The organism is Roseicyclus marinus (assembly GCF_036322625.1).
Lineage (GTDB): Bacteria > Pseudomonadota > Alphaproteobacteria > Rhodobacterales > Rhodobacteraceae > Roseicyclus > Roseicyclus marinus_A.
This window is the reverse complement of sequence record NZ_AP027266.1, coordinates 1986203-2002175: the sequence shown is the minus strand read 5'-3', so window position 1 is coordinate 2002175 and position 15973 is coordinate 1986203. Positions and strand designations below refer to the sequence as shown.

The 15973-nt window shown below is 67.2% G+C and carries 15 protein-coding genes; 10 read left to right on the top strand and 5 right to left on the bottom strand.

All coding sequences use genetic code 11. From position 1 onward, the window contains the following. Position 1: 1 nt before the first annotated feature. Positions 2–3121 (top strand): efflux RND transporter permease subunit, encoded by a 3120-nt coding sequence (locus AABA51_RS09495; RefSeq protein ID WP_338271515.1) that lies wholly within the window; start codon positions 2–4, stop codon positions 3119–3121. Between the two features lie 113 nt (positions 3122–3234). Here AABA51_RS09495 and AABA51_RS09490 read toward each other — a convergent pair whose 3' ends face one another. After that, positions 3235–4260 (bottom strand): LacI family DNA-binding transcriptional regulator, encoded by a 1026-nt coding sequence (locus tag AABA51_RS09490; RefSeq protein ID WP_338271513.1) that lies wholly within the window; start codon positions 4258–4260, stop codon positions 3235–3237. A gap of 162 nt (positions 4261–4422) precedes the next feature. Here AABA51_RS09490 and denD point away from each other — a divergent pair, with 162 nt between their 5' ends. The 9 genes from denD to AABA51_RS09445 all read left to right on the top strand — a co-directional run bounded on the left by denD (position 4423) and on the right by AABA51_RS09445 (position 12454). Continuing rightward, positions 4423–5409 carry a D-erythronate dehydrogenase gene (gene denD, locus AABA51_RS09485; protein WP_338271512.1) on the top strand — a complete coding sequence of 329 codons (987 nt, stop codon included), beginning with the start codon at positions 4423–4425 and terminating at the stop codon, positions 5407–5409. Between the two features lie 38 nt (positions 5410–5447). Further along, positions 5448–6416, top strand: coding sequence for a TRAP transporter substrate-binding protein (locus AABA51_RS09480; RefSeq protein WP_338271511.1), 969 nt, complete (start codon positions 5448–5450; stop codon positions 6414–6416). An 82-nt stretch (positions 6417–6498) separates the two neighbouring features. After that, complete coding sequence (locus tag AABA51_RS09475; RefSeq protein WP_338271510.1) at positions 6499–7032, top strand: TRAP transporter small permease; 534 nt, start codon at positions 6499–6501, stop codon at positions 7030–7032. After that, entirely contained in the window at positions 7029–8309 is a 1281-nt protein-coding gene (locus AABA51_RS09470) for a TRAP transporter large permease (protein ID WP_338271509.1), read from the top strand. Before AABA51_RS09475 ends, AABA51_RS09470 begins: the two co-directional genes overlap by 4 nt. 2 nt (positions 8310–8311) lie before the next feature. Next, positions 8312–9196: an L-threonate dehydrogenase gene (gene ltnD, locus AABA51_RS09465; protein WP_338271508.1), complete on the top strand. Its 885-nt coding sequence runs from the start codon at positions 8312–8314 to the stop codon at positions 9194–9196. Next, positions 9196–10434, top strand: coding sequence for a 3-oxo-tetronate kinase (otnK, locus tag AABA51_RS09460; RefSeq protein WP_338271507.1), 1239 nt, complete (start codon positions 9196–9198; stop codon positions 10432–10434). Before ltnD ends, otnK begins: the two co-directional genes overlap by 1 nt. Further along, positions 10431–11078: an aldolase gene (locus AABA51_RS09455; protein WP_338271506.1), complete on the top strand. Its 648-nt coding sequence runs from the start codon at positions 10431–10433 to the stop codon at positions 11076–11078. The genes otnK and AABA51_RS09455 overlap by 4 nt, the downstream gene beginning before the upstream one ends. Beyond that, positions 11075–11842: a hydroxypyruvate isomerase family protein gene (locus AABA51_RS09450; protein WP_338271505.1), complete on the top strand. Its 768-nt coding sequence runs from the start codon at positions 11075–11077 to the stop codon at positions 11840–11842. Before AABA51_RS09455 ends, AABA51_RS09450 begins: the two co-directional genes overlap by 4 nt. A gap of 144 nt (positions 11843–11986) precedes the next feature. Continuing rightward, entirely contained in the window at positions 11987–12454 is a 468-nt protein-coding gene (locus tag AABA51_RS09445) for a RidA family protein (protein WP_338271504.1), read from the top strand. On the opposite strand, the gene AABA51_RS09440 is transcribed toward AABA51_RS09445, so the two are convergent. Genes AABA51_RS09440 through AABA51_RS09425 form a run of 4 tightly spaced genes read right to left on the bottom strand, consistent with a single transcriptional unit; the run spans position 12451 to position 15972 of the window. Continuing rightward, positions 12451–13119: an aspartate/glutamate racemase family protein gene (locus AABA51_RS09440; protein ID WP_338271503.1), complete on the bottom strand. Its 669-nt coding sequence runs from the start codon at positions 13117–13119 to the stop codon at positions 12451–12453. The two genes, AABA51_RS09445 and AABA51_RS09440, sit on opposite strands and share 4 nt — an antisense overlap. Next, positions 13116–14117 (bottom strand): ABC transporter ATP-binding protein, encoded by a 1002-nt coding sequence (locus AABA51_RS09435; protein WP_338271502.1) that lies wholly within the window; start codon positions 14115–14117, stop codon positions 13116–13118. Before AABA51_RS09435 ends, AABA51_RS09440 begins: the two co-directional genes overlap by 4 nt. After that, positions 14114–15088, bottom strand: coding sequence for an ABC transporter ATP-binding protein (locus AABA51_RS09430; RefSeq protein WP_338271501.1), 975 nt, complete (start codon positions 15086–15088; stop codon positions 14114–14116). The genes AABA51_RS09435 and AABA51_RS09430 overlap by 4 nt, the downstream gene beginning before the upstream one ends. Further along, positions 15085–15972, bottom strand: a complete 888-nt coding sequence (locus tag AABA51_RS09425) for an ABC transporter permease (protein ID WP_338271500.1) — start codon at positions 15970–15972, stop codon at positions 15085–15087. Before AABA51_RS09425 ends, AABA51_RS09430 begins: the two co-directional genes overlap by 4 nt. Position 15973 lies beyond the last annotated feature (1 nt).

Genomic DNA, 15973 nt, shown 5'->3' with positions numbered 1-15973 from the left:
GATGAAACAGGCCACAGCAGAACGCGCCGGACAATCGGGAACGGCCCTTTTCGTGCGCCGCCCGATCCTGGCCTTCGTGCTCAGCGCGCTGATCGTGATCGCGGGGCTTGCCAGCCTCCTTGGGGTCGAGGTGCGCGAATTGCCCGACGTGGACCGCCCCGTCATTTCCGTCACCACCGAATTCCCCGGTGCCGCTCCCGAAACCGTCGATCAGGAAATCACCAGCCGGATCGAGGGGGCCGTGGGCCGTGTCGCGGGCCTGCGCGCCATCTCGTCCAATTCCCGCTTCGGGCGCAGCCGCGTGACGCTCGAATTCGGCGAAGGCGCCGATATCGACGTTGCCGCCACCGATGTGCGCGACGCGGTCGCCCGCATCGCCAATGCGCTGCCCGACGGGGCTGAAACCCCCCGTGTCGTCAAGGCCGATGCTGATGCCCAGCCCGTCCTGCGCATCGCCGTCACCTCGGCCAGCCGCAGCGCGCAGGACTTGACGCGGCTCGTGGACGAACAGATCTCGGACCGCCTCATCTCGGTCGAGGGCGTGGCCGATCTCCAGATCTACGGCGACCGCGCGCCGATCTTCCGCGTCGATATCGACATGATGGAACTGGCCAGCCGGGGCCTGACGCTCGCCGATCTGCGCGCGACGCTGGCCGATGTCGCCTATGACGCGCCTGCGGGCGATCTGTCGGGCGCGCGCCAGTCGATCAGCGTGCGCACCACCGCCGCCGTCGTCACCCCCGACGCCTTCGAGGCGCTCGTGATCGCCGACGATGTCCGCGTCGGCGATGTGGCGCGCGTGACGCTGGGGCCTGCGCCCAACGAAACCGTCCTGCGCGCCAATGGCGAAACCGGCCTTGGCCTTGGCATCTTGCGGCAGGCGACAAGCAACACGCTCTCGATCTCCGAAGGCGTGCGCGCGGCGGTCGAAGGCTTGCGCGCCGCGCTGCCGCCCGATGTGAACATCTTCATCACCTCGGACGATGCCGTCTTCATCCGTGGCTCGATCGAGGAAGTGGTGAAGACCCTGCTTCTGGCAGTGGCCATCGTGGTCGTCGTGATCTTTCTGTTCCTGCGCGACCTGCGCGCCACGATGATCCCCGCGCTCACCATGCCCGTGGCGCTGATCGGAACCTTGGCCGCGATCTATCTCGTGGGCTTCTCGGTCAATATCCTGACGCTTCTGGCGCTTGTTCTCGCCACCGGCATGGTGGTGGATGACGCCATCGTGGTGCTGGAAAACATCGTGCGCCGCCGGGGCGAAGGGATGGGGCCGCGCGCGGCCGCCGTGCTTGGCACCCAACAGGTCTTTTTCGCCGTCGTCACCACCACCGCGACGCTGGCCGCCGTCTTCGTGCCGCTCTCCTTCCTGCCGGGTCAGGCGGGGGGGCTTTTCCGCGAATTCGGCTTCACGCTGGCCATCGCCGTGGCGCTCTCCTCGGTCGTGGCGCTCTCGCTCTGCCCGGTTCTGGCCAGCAAGATGCTGCGCGCCCAAAACCTCGAACACAGCGGCGGCTTTTTCGGCTGGCTCGGCGACAGGCTCGCCGCCCTTTATGCCGTGACCCTGAAACACGCGCTCGACAATGCCCTTGTCGTCGTTCTGGTGGCGGGGCTTTTCGCCGCCACTGCCGCCATGGTCGCCCAAGGCATACGGCAGGAACTCACCCCGCCCGAGGATCGGGCCGTGGCGCTTTTGTCGGTTTCGGCCCCGCAGGGCGTGTCGCTCGACTACATGGCCGCCAAGATGCGCGAGATCGAGGGGCTGATGCAGCCGCTCCGTGACAGCGGCGAGGTGACGAACCTCTTTTCCATCGCGGGCACCGGCTCAAATTCGCGCGGCTTCATGGTCATGACGCTCGCCCCCTGGGATCAGCGCGCGCGCAGCCAGCAAGAGATCGTGGGCCAGATCAACGGGGCCCTGCGCGGGGTGGTGGGCGTGCGCGCCTTTGCCATCCAGCCCAATTCGCTGGGCATCCGGGGCGCGGGGCGCGGCCTGACCTTCGCCATCACCGGCAATGATTACGCCCAGCTGGCGCAGGCGGGCGAGGCGCTCGTCGCCCGGATGCAGGAAAACCCCGCCTTCGGTCAGGTCCGGCTGGAATACGAAACCACCCAGCCCCAGCTTTTCATCGAGATAGACCGCGCCCGCGCTTCCGATCTCGGGGTCGACATCACGGGACTGGGCGAGGCGCTCCGCGCGGTTCTCGACGGGCGCAGCGTCGGCAGCGTTTTCGTCAATGACACGAGCTACGACATCCAGATGCTGTCGACCGCCACGCAGGTCGACGATCCGGGCGATCTGGAAAACGTCTTCGTGCAGGCAGGTGATGGGCAGATGATCCCCATGTCCTCCTTCGTCCGGCTCGAGGAACGCGCCGTCGCCCCCGAACTGGAACGCGAGGGGCAGAACCGATCCGTCGAAATCTCGGCAGGCCTCACGCCCGCCTTTCCCCTTGGCGCAGCCCTGGCCGAGGTCGAGGCTCTCGCCTCCGAGGTGCTGGAACCCCAGAACCAGATCGTGCCTTTGGCCGAGGCCGCGACACTCGACGAAACCTCCGCCGGGCTCTTCCTGACCTTCGGCTTCGCGATCCTGATCGTCTTTCTGGTTCTCGCCGCGCAATTCGAAAGCTTCATCTCGGCCATCGTGGTCATGGCGACCGTGCCCTTGGGCATCGCCTGCGCGATCTTCGCGCTGCTCCTGACGGGGCAAAGCCTCAATATCTACAGCCAGATCGGCCTTGTGATGCTGATCGGGATCATGGCCAAGAACGGCATCCTGATCGTCGAATTCGCCAACCAGCTGCGCGACGGCGGGGCAGGGGTGCGCGATGCGATCCTCGATGCCTCCACCATCCGCCTGCGTCCCGTGATGATGACGATGATCTCGACCGTTCTGGGCGGCGTGCCGCTGATCCTCTCCTTCGGGGCCGGGGCCGAAGCGCGCGAGGCCTTGGGCTGGGTCATCGTGGGCGGGCTTGGCCTTGCCACGCTCTCCACGCTCTACCTCACCCCCGTGGCCTACCTGCTCCTCGCCCGGTTCACCACGCCCAAGGCCGAGGAAGAACAGCGCCTGATGCGCGAACTGGACGTGGCCACCCGCAGCCCCGGCGCGGCGGAATAGAGCATGTCGCGCAAAAGTGGGAACCGGTTTTGCGCTCCCCGGACATGCGAAATCAGAAGGTTAGAGAGCGGCGCGTGAATGCGAATGAACGCGACGCGCTCTAACGCGCCGCCTCAGGTCGTGGCACCGGGGATCAGGCGAAAGCCCACATCCTGCACGCGCGCCACATCCTCGCCCGCAAAGCGCGCGAGCAGCGCCTTGGCCGCAAGCGCCCCGATTTCGTCCCGGCGCGACGCGACGCTTGTCAGCGGCAGGGGCAGCGCCTGACCGATCGCCAGCGCGTTGAACCCCGCCAGCGCGATATCGCCGGGCACGTCCAGACCGGCATCCAGCGCATGAAACATGGCCCCTACCGCCATGTCATCATTGGAAAAACACACGGCCAGCCCCCCGGGCTCCACCTCCCGCAACAGCCGCGCCACGGCCTCGCGGCCCAAGGGAACCGACGACGGGCCGGGCAGGATCACGGTCGCGGCCAGCTTGATCTCCGCCTCCGACAACCCCTGTTCCAACCCGTCCAACCGCGTCGTCGCGCGCGGGTCGGTCGAGATGTCATGCCCCACATATGCGATCTTGCGATAGCCGCGCCCGATCAGGTAATGCGCCATCGCCCGCCCCGCCGCCCGCTGCGACAGGCCCACGGCCATGTCGATGGGGGCCGGGTCAATATCCATGATCTCCACCACCGGCACACCCGCGCCCGCCAGCATCTTGCGCGTCGCCTCCGTGCTGGCCGCAGGCGCGATGACCAATCCCGCAGGCCGCCAGGAAAGCAGATCGGCCACCAGCCGTTCCTCGTGGTGCGGGTCGTAATTCGATACGCCCAGGATCGGGTGATGCCCCGCCTGTTCCAGATGCGTCTCGAGCCCGTTCAGCACATCGGCAAAGACGCTGTTCGAGAGCGAGGGCAGAACCACGGCCACCTGCCGCGACCGCCCGCCCGCGAGCGTGCCGGCCAGCCGGTTCGGAACATAGTTCAGCGCGCGCGCTGCCGCCTCGACCTTTTCCAGCGTCCGGCGCGCGACATGGGTCCCCCCGCGCAGCGCCCGGCTGGCGGTGATCTCGCTCACACCGGCGGTGCGGGCGACCTCGGCGAGCGTGGGTCTGGCATCGCCGTTCTGGGAGGAATCCGTGCTCATGTCCCGTCCGAAAATGACAGGGCTGTCAGTCCCCCTGCCAGTAATCTTTCATCAATATTCGGCTTCGGATCGTAATAATTCATCAATAATAGTAAACACCAAAAACCGTTTTGACAGCGCTGTCATGTTTTGCCAGAACTACCCCCGGGGGAGGGCCGCAGCATGAGAATCGTCGTCACCGGGGCCGCCGGTTTCATCGGCCGCATGGTCGTGGATGCCTTGGACAAGGCCGAGACGGTCATGCTGAACGGCGTGGAACGCCGCGTTTCCGCCATCCTCGCCGTCGATATCGCCGCCGAACCGCTGGCCGAACTGGCCCAGGGGCGCAGCCGCGTCCATCCCGTCGCCGGTGGCCTGCTCGACGCGCCCGTCCTGACCCGCATCGCCTCCGACGCGCCCGATCTGATCATCCATCTGGCCGCTGTCGTATCCGGCCAGGCCGAGGCCGATTGGGATCTTGGCATGTCGGTGAATCTTCAAGGAACACTGGCACTTATCGAGGCCTGCCGCCGCATGGCGCGCCCGCCGGTCTTCATCTTTTCCTCCTCGGTCGCGGTCTTCTCCTGCGCCGACAACGACACGATCACCGAAGATACTCTGCCTGCGCCGCGTTCCTCCTATGGCACGCAAAAGCTGATGGGCGAGCTGCTGGTGCGCGATGCGACGCGGCGCGGCATCGTGCTTGGCCGGTCCTTGCGCTTTCCGACCATCTCGATCCGTCCGGGCGCGCCGAACCGCGCGGCCTCCAGTTTCGCGAGCGGCATCTTGCGCGAACCGATGGCAGGCCAGCCCGCGGTCCTGCCCGTGGGGCGCGAGCTGCGTCTACATCTTGCGTCACCCGACAAGGCGCTCGACTACACCTTGCGGGCCTGCGCGCTGGAACAGGCGCAAGTGGGGGACAACACCACGCTGACCCTGCCCGGCATCACCGTCACCGTGGGCGAGATGATCGACACCTTGTCGGCCCTCGAAGGGCCCGAGGTCGCGGCCCGGATCAGCCCCGAACCGGACCCGGCGATCGCGGCCATCGTCACGTCCTGGCCCGGCGAGATCCTGTGCCCGCGCGCCCGCGCGCTGGGATTTGAGCCCAATACCGGAATTGCGGCGCTGATCGAGGAGCATCGCCGCCGCATGGAGGGCACGGCCTGACCAGGGCCGTGCCGCAGATCTGACAGGGAGAGAGACAGATGAAGCACTACATCCTTGGCGCCGTTTCGGCGCTGGCCCTCGTGGGCGCGGCCCAAGCGCAAGAAAGCCTGGTGATCGGCCACGCGCTTTCGCCCACCTCGCACTATGGTGTTGGCGCACAAGCCTTTTTGGACACGCTGACCGAGTTGTCGGGCGGCACTTTCACCGGTGAGCAGGCCCCCGCAGGCCAGCTGGGCGGCGAGCGCGACATGATCGAAGGGCTCCAGATCGGCTCGCTCGATCTCGTCATCACCTCGACCGGCCCCTTGGGCAATTTCGTCCCCGAGGTTCTGGCGCTCGACCTGCCGTTCCTGTTCCGCGACTATGACCACGCCCGCCGCGTTCTGGATGGCGAGATCGGCCAGGAATTGCTGGATGCGGTCGGCGAAAACAACCTCGTGGGCCTTGCCTGGACCGAGAACGGCTTCCGCCACGTGACCAATTCGCAGCGTCCCATCACCTCGCCCGAGGATCTGGACGGTCTGAAGCTGCGCACGATGGAAAACGCCGTCCACATGGCCGCCTTCGAAGGCATGGGCGCCGCGCCCACGCCGATGGCCTTCCCCGAGGTGTTCGGCGCGCTGCAGCAGGGCGTCGTGGACGGGCAGGAAAACCCGATCACGGTCATCACCGCCTCGCGCTTCTGGGAAGTGCAGGGCTACGTGACGCTGACGGGCCACGTCTATTCGCCCGCCATCGTCCTGGCCTCGCCCGTTCTGTTCGACGGCCTGACCGAAGAGCAGCAGGGCTGGTTCCGGCAAGCCGCCGCCGCATCCGCCGCCGCCACCCGCGCCGAGGTCGACCGGCTGGAGCGTGAGGGCGTCGAGCTGATGCGCGCCAACGGGATGGAAGTCATCACCGACATCGACCGCGCGCCCTTCCAGGCGCTGGCCGCCGATGCGGCATGGCCGGTCTACACCGACCGTTTCGGCAGCGAAGTGATCGAGCGCATCGTCGCTTTCGAATAAGGCCATCGGCCTGAAACGGATGGGCCGGTCGACCCCTGTCGCCCGGCCCGTTCCCCACCCGAGCGGCAAGAAAGGTGGCGGCATGAAAAACGCCCTCTCCCTGTTTCTGAGGATCGAGACGATCACGACGCGGATCGCGCTTTGGGCTGCCATCGGGTTTCTGGTGCTGGCAACGGCCCTTGCGATCTACCAGGTGACCACGCGCTTTGCCTTTGGCCAGCCTTCGACCTGGTCGGAGGTCATCACGCGCTCGGCCATGATCTGGTCGGTGTTCCTGGGCGTCGGCCCCGCCTTTCGCGAAGGCACGATGATCGCGCTCGAATTCATCCAGACAGCCCTGCCGCGCAAGCTGGGCCATGCGCTTTACCAATTGTCCATGATCCTGACGCTGGTCTTTTTCGCGATCCTGTTCTGGCAGGGCGTGCTGATGACCGAACGGGTGGCGGGCCAGACGCTGGCCGCGCTCCAGATTTCCATCGCATGGGTCTATGCCGCGCTGCCGGTCGGGTCGGTCTTCATCTCGCTCTCGGTTCTGGGTTGCATGATCCGCGCCGCCAGAGGCGATTGGCCCAAGCGCGACGGCGATGACGCCCTGCGGGCGGAGGGCGCGGCATGAACACCGCACTCGCGCTGTCGCTTGGCATCTTCTTTGTTCTCGGCGTTCCCATCGCGGTCGCCATCGGCCTTGCCTCGGTCATCGGGATCGAGGCGCAGGGGCGGCTGCCGCTCTTGCTGGTGGCGCAGCGAATGTTCACGGGGCTGGACAGTTTCCCGCTCATGGCGATCCCGCTGTTCATCCTTGCAGGCAACCTGATGTCGCTCGGCGGCATCTCGCAGCGGCTGGTCGATCTGGCCAAGGCGATCGTCGGGGGCGTGCAGGGCGGTCTGGCGGCCACGTGTGTTCTGACCTGCATGATGTTCGCCTCCGTCTCCGGCTCGTCGGTTGCGACCACATTCGCCATCGGGGCGATCCTGATCCCGGCGATGGTGAAACATGGCTATCCCAAGCCGATGGCGGCCTCCGTGCAGGCGTCGTCGGCGGAACTGGGCGTGCTGATCCCGCCGTCGATCCCGCTGATCCTCTATGGCGTGTCGACCGACACCTCGATCGGGCAATTGTTCCTTGCGGGGATCGGCCCCGGGTTTCTGGTGGCGGGCGCGTTGATGGCGCTGGTGCTGATCCTGTGCCGGGTGCGGGGCATCGGGGCGCAGGATGGCGCGGACCGGCCGCGGTTTGGCCCGGCGGCCTTGGCCGCGCTGCCGGCGATGATGGTGCCTGTGGCCATTCTGGGGGGCATCTACACGGGCGTCTTCACACCGACCGAGGCGAGTGCCGCAGCCGTGGTCGTGGCGCTGATCGTGGGCATGCTGTTCTACCGCGAGCTCAAGCTGCGCGACCTGCCCGAAGTTCTGAAGAAGACGGTTCTGGCCACCTCGGCGATCATGCTGATCATCTCGGCGGCGGCGCTGTTTTCCTTTCTCGTCACGCGTTCGGGCCTGCCCAACGATATCGCGGCGCTGATGCGCGAGGTGATCGAGACGCGGTTCATGTTCCTTCTGGTGGTGAACCTGCTGCTTCTGGTCGTGGGGATGTTCATCGAAACCTCGGCCGCGATCCTTGTCCTTGCGCCGATCCTTGCCCCCATCGCCATGGCCTATGGGGTGGACCCGGTCCATTTTGGCTTGATCATGGTGCTGAACCTTGCGCTGGGGATGATCACGCCACCCTTGGGGGTGAACCTGTTCGCGGCCTGTTCGGTCGCCAATATTCCTGTCGAACGCATCATCCCGCAGCTGTTGTGGTTCGTCCTGACCGTCTTTGCCGCGCTGATGATCGTCACCTATGTTCCGGCGGTGTCGCTCTGGCCAATGCAACTCATCATGGGGCTTTGAAGATGAACATCCACTTTGTCGGTCTTGGTTCCATGGGATTGGGCATGGCCCTGTCCTGTCATCGGGCGGGGCTGAAGGTCTACGGGATCGACACCAACCCCGCGCGCGTCGCGGCCCTGGTTGAGGCCGGGGCAGGGGTGCTGGAGGCTGACAGCCCCGCCGCCGATGTGCTGGTCTGCGTGGTGCTGAATGCCGATCAGACGCGCGCGGTGCTGTTCGGGGACACGGGTCTTGCCGCAAGGCTGCGTCCCGGCGGCGTCATCCTGAGTTGCGCCACCGTCCCCCCGGCTTTCGCCCGCGAGATGGAGGCGGAGGCGGAGGCGCGCGGTCTTCTCTACCTCGATGCGCCGATTTCGGGCGGGTCGATCAAGGCGCAGGCGGGGCAATTGTCGATCATGGCGGCAGGCAAGCCTGCAGCCTTTGCCGCCGCGCGGCCCGCGCTGGATGCCATGGCCACGACCGTCTTCGAACTGGGCGATGCGGCGGGGGCCGGGTCCGCGATGAAGGCGGTGAACCAGATGCTGGCGGGCGTCCATATCGCCGCCATGGCCGAGGCGATGACATTCGGCATGACCCAAGGTGTCGCGCCTGACCGGTTCCTCGAGGTGATCCGGCAATGCGCGGGCACGAGCTGGATGCTGGAAAACCGTGCGCCCCATATCGTTGCGGGCGATTACACGCCGCACAGCTCGGTCAATATCTGGCCCAAGGATCTGGGCATCGTTCTGGACATCGCGCGCGAGGCGCGCTTTGCAGCCCCGATCACGGCGGCCGCACTTCAGCAATATCTGGCGGCTGCAGGCATGGGGCTGGGGCAGGAGGATGACGCGGCGGTGGCCAAGGTCTATGCCCGCAACGCGGGCCTGACCCTGCCGGGAGAGGCGTGATGCGGCTGGGCTGCATCGGGGATGATTTCACCGGGTCGAGCGATCTGGCCAATACGCTGGCCAAGGGCGGCATGCGGGTGGTGCAATATACCGGCATTCCCGATGGCCCTGCCGCCCCCTGGGTCGAGGCGGGCGTCGTCGCGCTCAAGACACGCTCCATCCCGGTCAAGGAGGCTGTGCGCCAATCGCTGGCCGCGCTTGACTGGTTGCGCGCGCAGGGCTGCGAGCAGATCCTGTTCAAGTATTGCTCGACCTTCGACAGCACGCCCGAGGGCAATATCGGCCCCGTCGCCGATGCGCTGGCCGAGGCGCTGGATGCGCGAAAGGTGATTGTCTGCCCCGCCTTTCCGGGCACTGGCCGGTCGATCTACCAGGGACATCTGTTCGTCGCGGACAGGTTGCTCAACGAATGCGGGATGCAGAACCATCCGTTGACGCCGATGACGGACCCCGACATCCGCCGCTGGCTGGCGCCCCAGACGCGGCACAGGGTCGGCCATGTGGCCGCTGGCGATGTCTTTGCGGGGCCCGAGCGGATCGCCGCGGCGCTGGAGGCACAAGACGCCGCAGGCCATCGGCTGATCGTGGTCGATGCGTTGCGCGATGCCGATCTGGTGGCCATCGGGGCGGCTGCCAAGGGTCTGCCGCTGATCACGGGCGGCTCAGGGATAGCCATAGGTCTGCCCGCGAATTTCGGCTGCACCCCCGCGCCGGTTCCGTGGCAGGGGCAAGGCGGCAGGGCGGCTGTCCTGTCCGGGTCGTGTTCCACGGCGACACGTGCGCAGGTGGCCCATCACGCCGCGCGCCATCCCGCCCGCGAAATCCCCGCCGAAGAGGTGATCGAGGGACGTCTGAGCGCCGCCGAGATCGCCGATTGGATCCTGGCCCAGGAGGGTCTGCCGCTGGCCTACAGCTCCGCCGACCCGGCCGAGGTCGCCCGTGTGCAGGAGCGCCATGGCCGCGCCCATGCCGCCGAAACGCTGGAGGCCTGTTTCGCAGAGATCGCCCGCCGCCTTGTCGCGGGGGGCATTACCCGGCTGATCACGGCGGGCGGCGAAACCTCGGGCGCGGTGGTCGAAGGGTTGCAGCTTGGCACGCTCGACATCGGGCCCGAGATCGACCCCGGTGTGCCGGCCTTGCGCGCGGGCCCGGATCTGGTGGTTGCACTGAAATCGGGGAATTTCGGCGCGGTCGATTTCTTTGAAAAGGCCGACGCGCGCCTACAGGGGTTGCCATGAGCGAAAGCGCCCTTCGCGAACAGATCTGCGAACTGGCACGGTCGCTGTTCGACCGGGGCCTGACCCATGGCAGCACGGGCAACATTTCCGCCCGGACCGAGGATGGCGGGCTCTTGGTCTCGCCCACGGGCACCAGTTTCGGCAGGCTCGATCCCGCAAGGCTCAGCCGGTTCGATGCTTCGGGCCGCCTGATCGGGGGCGATCCGCCGACCAAGGAAATGCCGCTTCATGCGGCCTTCTACGACACGCGCAGCACGGCGGGCGCGGTGGTGCATCTGCATGGAACCCATTCCGTGGCGCTGTCGATGTTGCCCGAAACCGACCCCGACAATGTCCTGCCCCCGCTGACACCTTATGCGATCATGCAATTGGGCCGGGTGAAGCTTTTGCCCTTTTTCGTGCCGGGCGATCCGGCGATGGGCGATGCCGTGCGGGGGCTGGCGGGCAAGCGCAGTGCCGTTTTGTTGGCCAATCACGGTCCCGTGGTGGCGGGGCGTGACGTGGTGGCGGCCTGCAATGCCATCGAGGAACTGGAGGCGACGGCGAAACTGGCGCTCCTGTTGCGCGGCACCTCGCCCCGGATGCTGACTGCGGCCCAGCAGCGCGCGGTGATCACGCGGTTTGATGTGGAGTGGGATGAATGACGCGGTTTTCGGCCAATCTGGGGTTTCTCTGGACCGATCTGGCGCTTCCCGATGCGATACGCGCGGCCAAGGTGGCGGGCTTTGATGCGGTCGAGTTTCATTGGCCCTATGCGGTGGATGCCGCCGAGGTGCGGGCGGCCCTGCAAGAGACCGGCCTGCCCGTGCTGGGCCTGAACACGCGGCGCGGGGATGTGGCTGCGGGCGAGAACGGTCTTGCCGCCCTTCCCGGGCGCGAGGCTGAGGCGCGGGCCGCCATCGACGAGGCACTGGCCTATGCCCAGGCCGTGGGGGCAGGCGCCGTCCATGTCATGGCAGGCCGTGCCGAAGGGGCGGAGGCGCGCCGGACATTCCTTGAAAACCTGCGCCATGCCTGCGCCGCGGCGGGCCCCGACAGGATCATCCTGATCGAGCCGCTCAATCCATGGGACGCGCCGGGGTATTTCCTGAGCCGGACCGAACAGGCGGCAGAGATCATCGCCGAGATCGGGTCCCCGAACCTGCGGCTGATGTTCGATTGCTATCATGTCGGCCGGACCGAAGGCGATGTGATGGGACGCCTGCGCGCGCTGTTCCCCGTGATCGGCCATATTCAATTCGCCGCGATCCCCGACCGTGGCGCGCCGGATCATGGCGACCTCGATTTTGCCCCGGTCTTTGCCGAGATCGCAGCGCTTGGCTGGCAGAAGCCGTTGGGTGCCGAATACAAGGTGAGCGGTGCGACGGAAGACAGTCTTGGATGGTTGCGCAGCTTGGCTAGGGTCTGAGGCCGCTTTTGCCTGGGTGTCGCGCCAGGCAGGCGCGCTGTCCGGGGACGCCCGAACCCTGTATCCGACCAGCCGGGCGATGTTCTTTGGCGGAACAGCAAGAGATGGACGCGGAGCGACGATGCCGGTCGCGGGAGGCGCAAGATGAGTGTGATGGACAGGCTTTCGGCGCTCGGGCTGGCCTTGCCGCCGGATTGGACCCCGCGCGGTCGGTTCCTGCCCTATCGGCGCGACGGGGCCGTGGTCTACCTGTCGGGGCAGATCAACGAATGGGGTGGCCAGGTCACGCTGACAGGGCCGGTTCAAGACAGCCCCGAGGCGGTGGCGGCAGCGCGCGAGGCGGCGCAGGTCTGTGCGCTGAACCTGCTGTTTCGTCTGTGGGAGGCGGCAGGGGGCGATCTGGACCGCGTCGATTGCGTGCTGCGGCTGGGTGGTTTCGTGAATTGCGTGCCGGGGTTCCCGCACTCGCCCAAAGTGATCGACGGGGCGACCGACCTGTTCATCGCATTGTTTGGGGAGGCGGGATGGCATGCGCGCACCGCCGTGGGCGTGACCGGCTTGCCCGGCAATGCCGCGGTCGAGGTCGATGCCGTCGTCCGGTTGAAGCCCTAGGCTGTCGCTGGCGGGCGAAAGCCGCATGACAGCGATGCCGCCGCAAGCAGCACGGCCGCGCGCACCGGATCGATCAGCACGGGCAGACCCGGTGCCGCGAGAGAGGGCGCAAGGCTGCCCATGCCCGCGCAGCCCAGCACGATGGCCCCGGCCCCCGTATCCGCCGCGAGGGTCGCAAGTGCCTGCCGCAGGTCCGGCACCCGCAGGGGAAGGTCCAGCACGGGGATCTGCGCCGCCCTGACCGTATCGCAGCGGGGCATCAAGCCCATGGCGGTGATATTGGCCGTGATGGCGGGGACCGATCCGTCCGTCGTCGTCAGAACGGCGAAACGGGGTGCGGCCAGCGTTGCCGCAAGCATCCCGGCCTCGCCCAGACCCACGACGGGGCAGGGCATGGCCGCGCGCAGATCGGTAAGCCCCGTGTCGTCGAAACAGCCGATCACGATGGCATCGGCCTGTGCCGCCGCCGCGTCACGGGCAAGGTCGAACAGACCGGGCAGGCAGGCCGCCACATCCGCTTCGCCCTGGATGGCGGGGGGGCCGGAGCGGTTGGTCCTTCCCGACACGGTCATGCCGGGGGGCAGGGCCGCGCGCGCGATCGCGACCATGTCATCGGTCATCGCGGTGGTGGAATTGGGATTGAGCAGGATGATCCGGGCGGTCATGGCGCTGGGTCCGCCTTGGCGGTGTGGGTGTCGGCCTCGGCTGCGGCGAGGCAGCGCGCCCAGCGGTCATCGCGGCTTTGCCACAGGGGCACGGGATCGGCGTTGCAGGCCGGACGCGCCAGCGCGCAGCGGGGGGCAAAGGCGCAGCCCACGGGCGCGGCATGAAGCGCGGGGGGCGCCCCGGGAATGGCGTGCAAGAGCGTGCCGGGTTCCGCCCCCACCAGGTTGGCGGCAAGCAACCCTTGCGAATAGGGATGGCGCGCATCGCGGATGATTTCGGCCACGCTGCCGGTTTCGACGAAACGGCCCGCATACATCACGGCAAGCTTGTCCGAGACCTCGACCGCGACACCGATGTCATGGGTCACGAAGATCACGCCCATCCCCATCTCGCGCTGCAACTCGCGCAACAAGAGCAGGATCTGGATCTGCACCGTGGCATCGAGCGCGGTCGTCGGCTCATCCGCCAAGAGAAGCTTGGGCTTGCAGGCCAGCGCCAGCGCGATCATCGCCCGTTGCCGCATGCCCCCCGACATCTCGTGCGGGTAGTTCGCCAGCCGCCGCTTGGCCGAGGGGATGCGCACAAGCTCGAGCATTTCGAGCGCGCGGGCCATCGCGTCCCGGCGGCCCAGACCCTCGTGGCGCATCACGGTTTCGGCGATCTGGTGGCCGATCGTGTAGACCGGATCAAGCGCAAGGCCCGGATCCTGAAAGATCATCGACACCACGCCGCCACGATGATCGGCGAGCGCGCGCCCTTCGAGCGCCAGAACATCCTGTCCACCGACCCGGACGCTGCCGCCGATCTGCGTGCGGCGCGCGGGCAAAAGGCGTAAAAGCGTCTTGAGCGTGACGCTCTTGCCCGATCCGCTTTCGCCAAGGATGCCCAGCACCTCGCCCTGTCCAAGGGTGAAGGAGACGCCGTTGACGGCATGGACCGGCGGTGTTCCGGCAAAGGTCACGGTCAGGTCGGAGACCTCGACGAGCGGGGCGGTCATGGTGCGGCCTCCGGCACGGTGTTGAGGTGGCAAGCGGCGATGTGGCGCTGGCCCACGGCGATGGACCCGGGCGCGTGCAGCGGGCAGGGGGCATGGGCCTGTGCGCAGCGGGTGTGGAAGCGGCAGCCCGAAGGCGGGTCGATGGGATTGGGCGGATCGCCCTGCAGGGGGGCCTCCAGCGTGCGGCGGTCGGGGTCGAGCGAGGGCATCGCGGCCAGAAGCGCGCCGGTATAGGGGTGGCGGGGCTGGTCGTAGATCGTGCGGGTGGGGCCGATTTCCACCACCTCGCCCAGGTACATCACCATCACCCTGTCCGAGATGTGGCGCACCACGTTCAGGTCATGGCTGATGAAGATATAGGTAAGGCCACGTTCGCGCCGGAGTTCGGTCAGCAGGTTCAGCACCTGTGCCTCGACCGATTTGTCGAGCGCCGAGACCGCCTCGTCCAGCACGATCACATCTGGGTCGAAGGCGAGCGCCCGGGCGATGTTCACGCGCTGGCGCTGGCCGCCCGAAATCTCGTGCGGATAGCGCGGCCCGAACCGCGCGGGGTCGAGGCCGACCCGTTCCAGCAGCGCGCCCGCGCGCTTGCGCGCCTCGGCCCGGTCCATGCCATGGACGGTGGGGCCGAAGGCCACGGCATCGAGCATCGTCATGCGGGGATTGAGCGAGGCATAGCTGTCCTGGAACACCATCTGGACATGGCGGCGGAATGTCTTGAGCGGCACTTCGGTCCCGGCGACGCGGCCCCGGTAGCGCACCTCGCCGCTGTTGGGGGCGAGCAGATGGGTCAAGAGCCGCGCGGTGGTGGATTTGCCGCAGCCGCTTTCGCCCACGACGCCCAGGGTCTCGCCCTCGGCCACTTCGAAGCTCACGTCATCGACGGCGCGCACGACCTTGCGGTTCGGGCCCCAGCCGCCGGCGTTGAAATGCTTGACCAGGTTGTGGGCGGACAGGATCGCGTCGCTCATTGCTTGATATCCATGGCCGAGCGCAGCCCGTCGCTGAGCATGTTGAAGGAGATCGAGGTGAGAAAGATCATCACGCCCGGCAGCGCCGCGAGCCACGGCTGGACATAGATCGCGTTCCTGAGCGTGTTGAGCATCAGCCCCCATTCCGCATTGGGCGGGCTGACGCCAAGGCCGAGGAAAGACAGGCCGGCGGCCAGGATCATCGAGACCGAGATGAGGCTTGTGGCATAGACAAAGATCGGCCCCAGCACGTTGCCCAGAACATGGACCCGGACGATGGTGAAGGCGGAGGCGCCGCTGGCCACGGCGGCCTCGATGTATTCGAGCTTGCGCACCGAGGTGGTGACGCTTTCGGCCACCCTAGCGATGGGCGGGATGAAGACGACGGTCAGCGACAAGAGCCCGTTCAGGATACCCGCCCCGAGCGCGCCCGAAATGGCGATGGCCAAAAGCACCGAGGGAAAGGCGTAAAACACGTCAAGCACGCGCATGATGATCGAATTGACCCAGCCGCCCGCATAGCCCGCAGCGATGCCGATGGCCGATCCGATGACAAAGGCGATCAGGACGGGCGTGACCCCCATGAAAAGCGACAGCCGCGCGCCGTGGATCAGGCGGCTGAGCATGTCGCGGCCCAATTCGTCGGCGCCCAGCGGATAGCCTTCGGTCCCGATGGGCGACAGGCGGCGGATCATAGTGCCCTGGAACGGGTCCTGCGGCGCGATCCAGGGGGCGAAGATCGCCATCAGGATCATGCCCCCCGCGACACAGGCGGCGGCGACCGCGACCTTGTCCTTGGCGAAGCGGCGGCCGACGCCCCGCCAATAGCCTTGGGGCTTGTCGGCGGTCGCGAGCGTGTCGAAATCGGTCTGAGCTGCGGACATG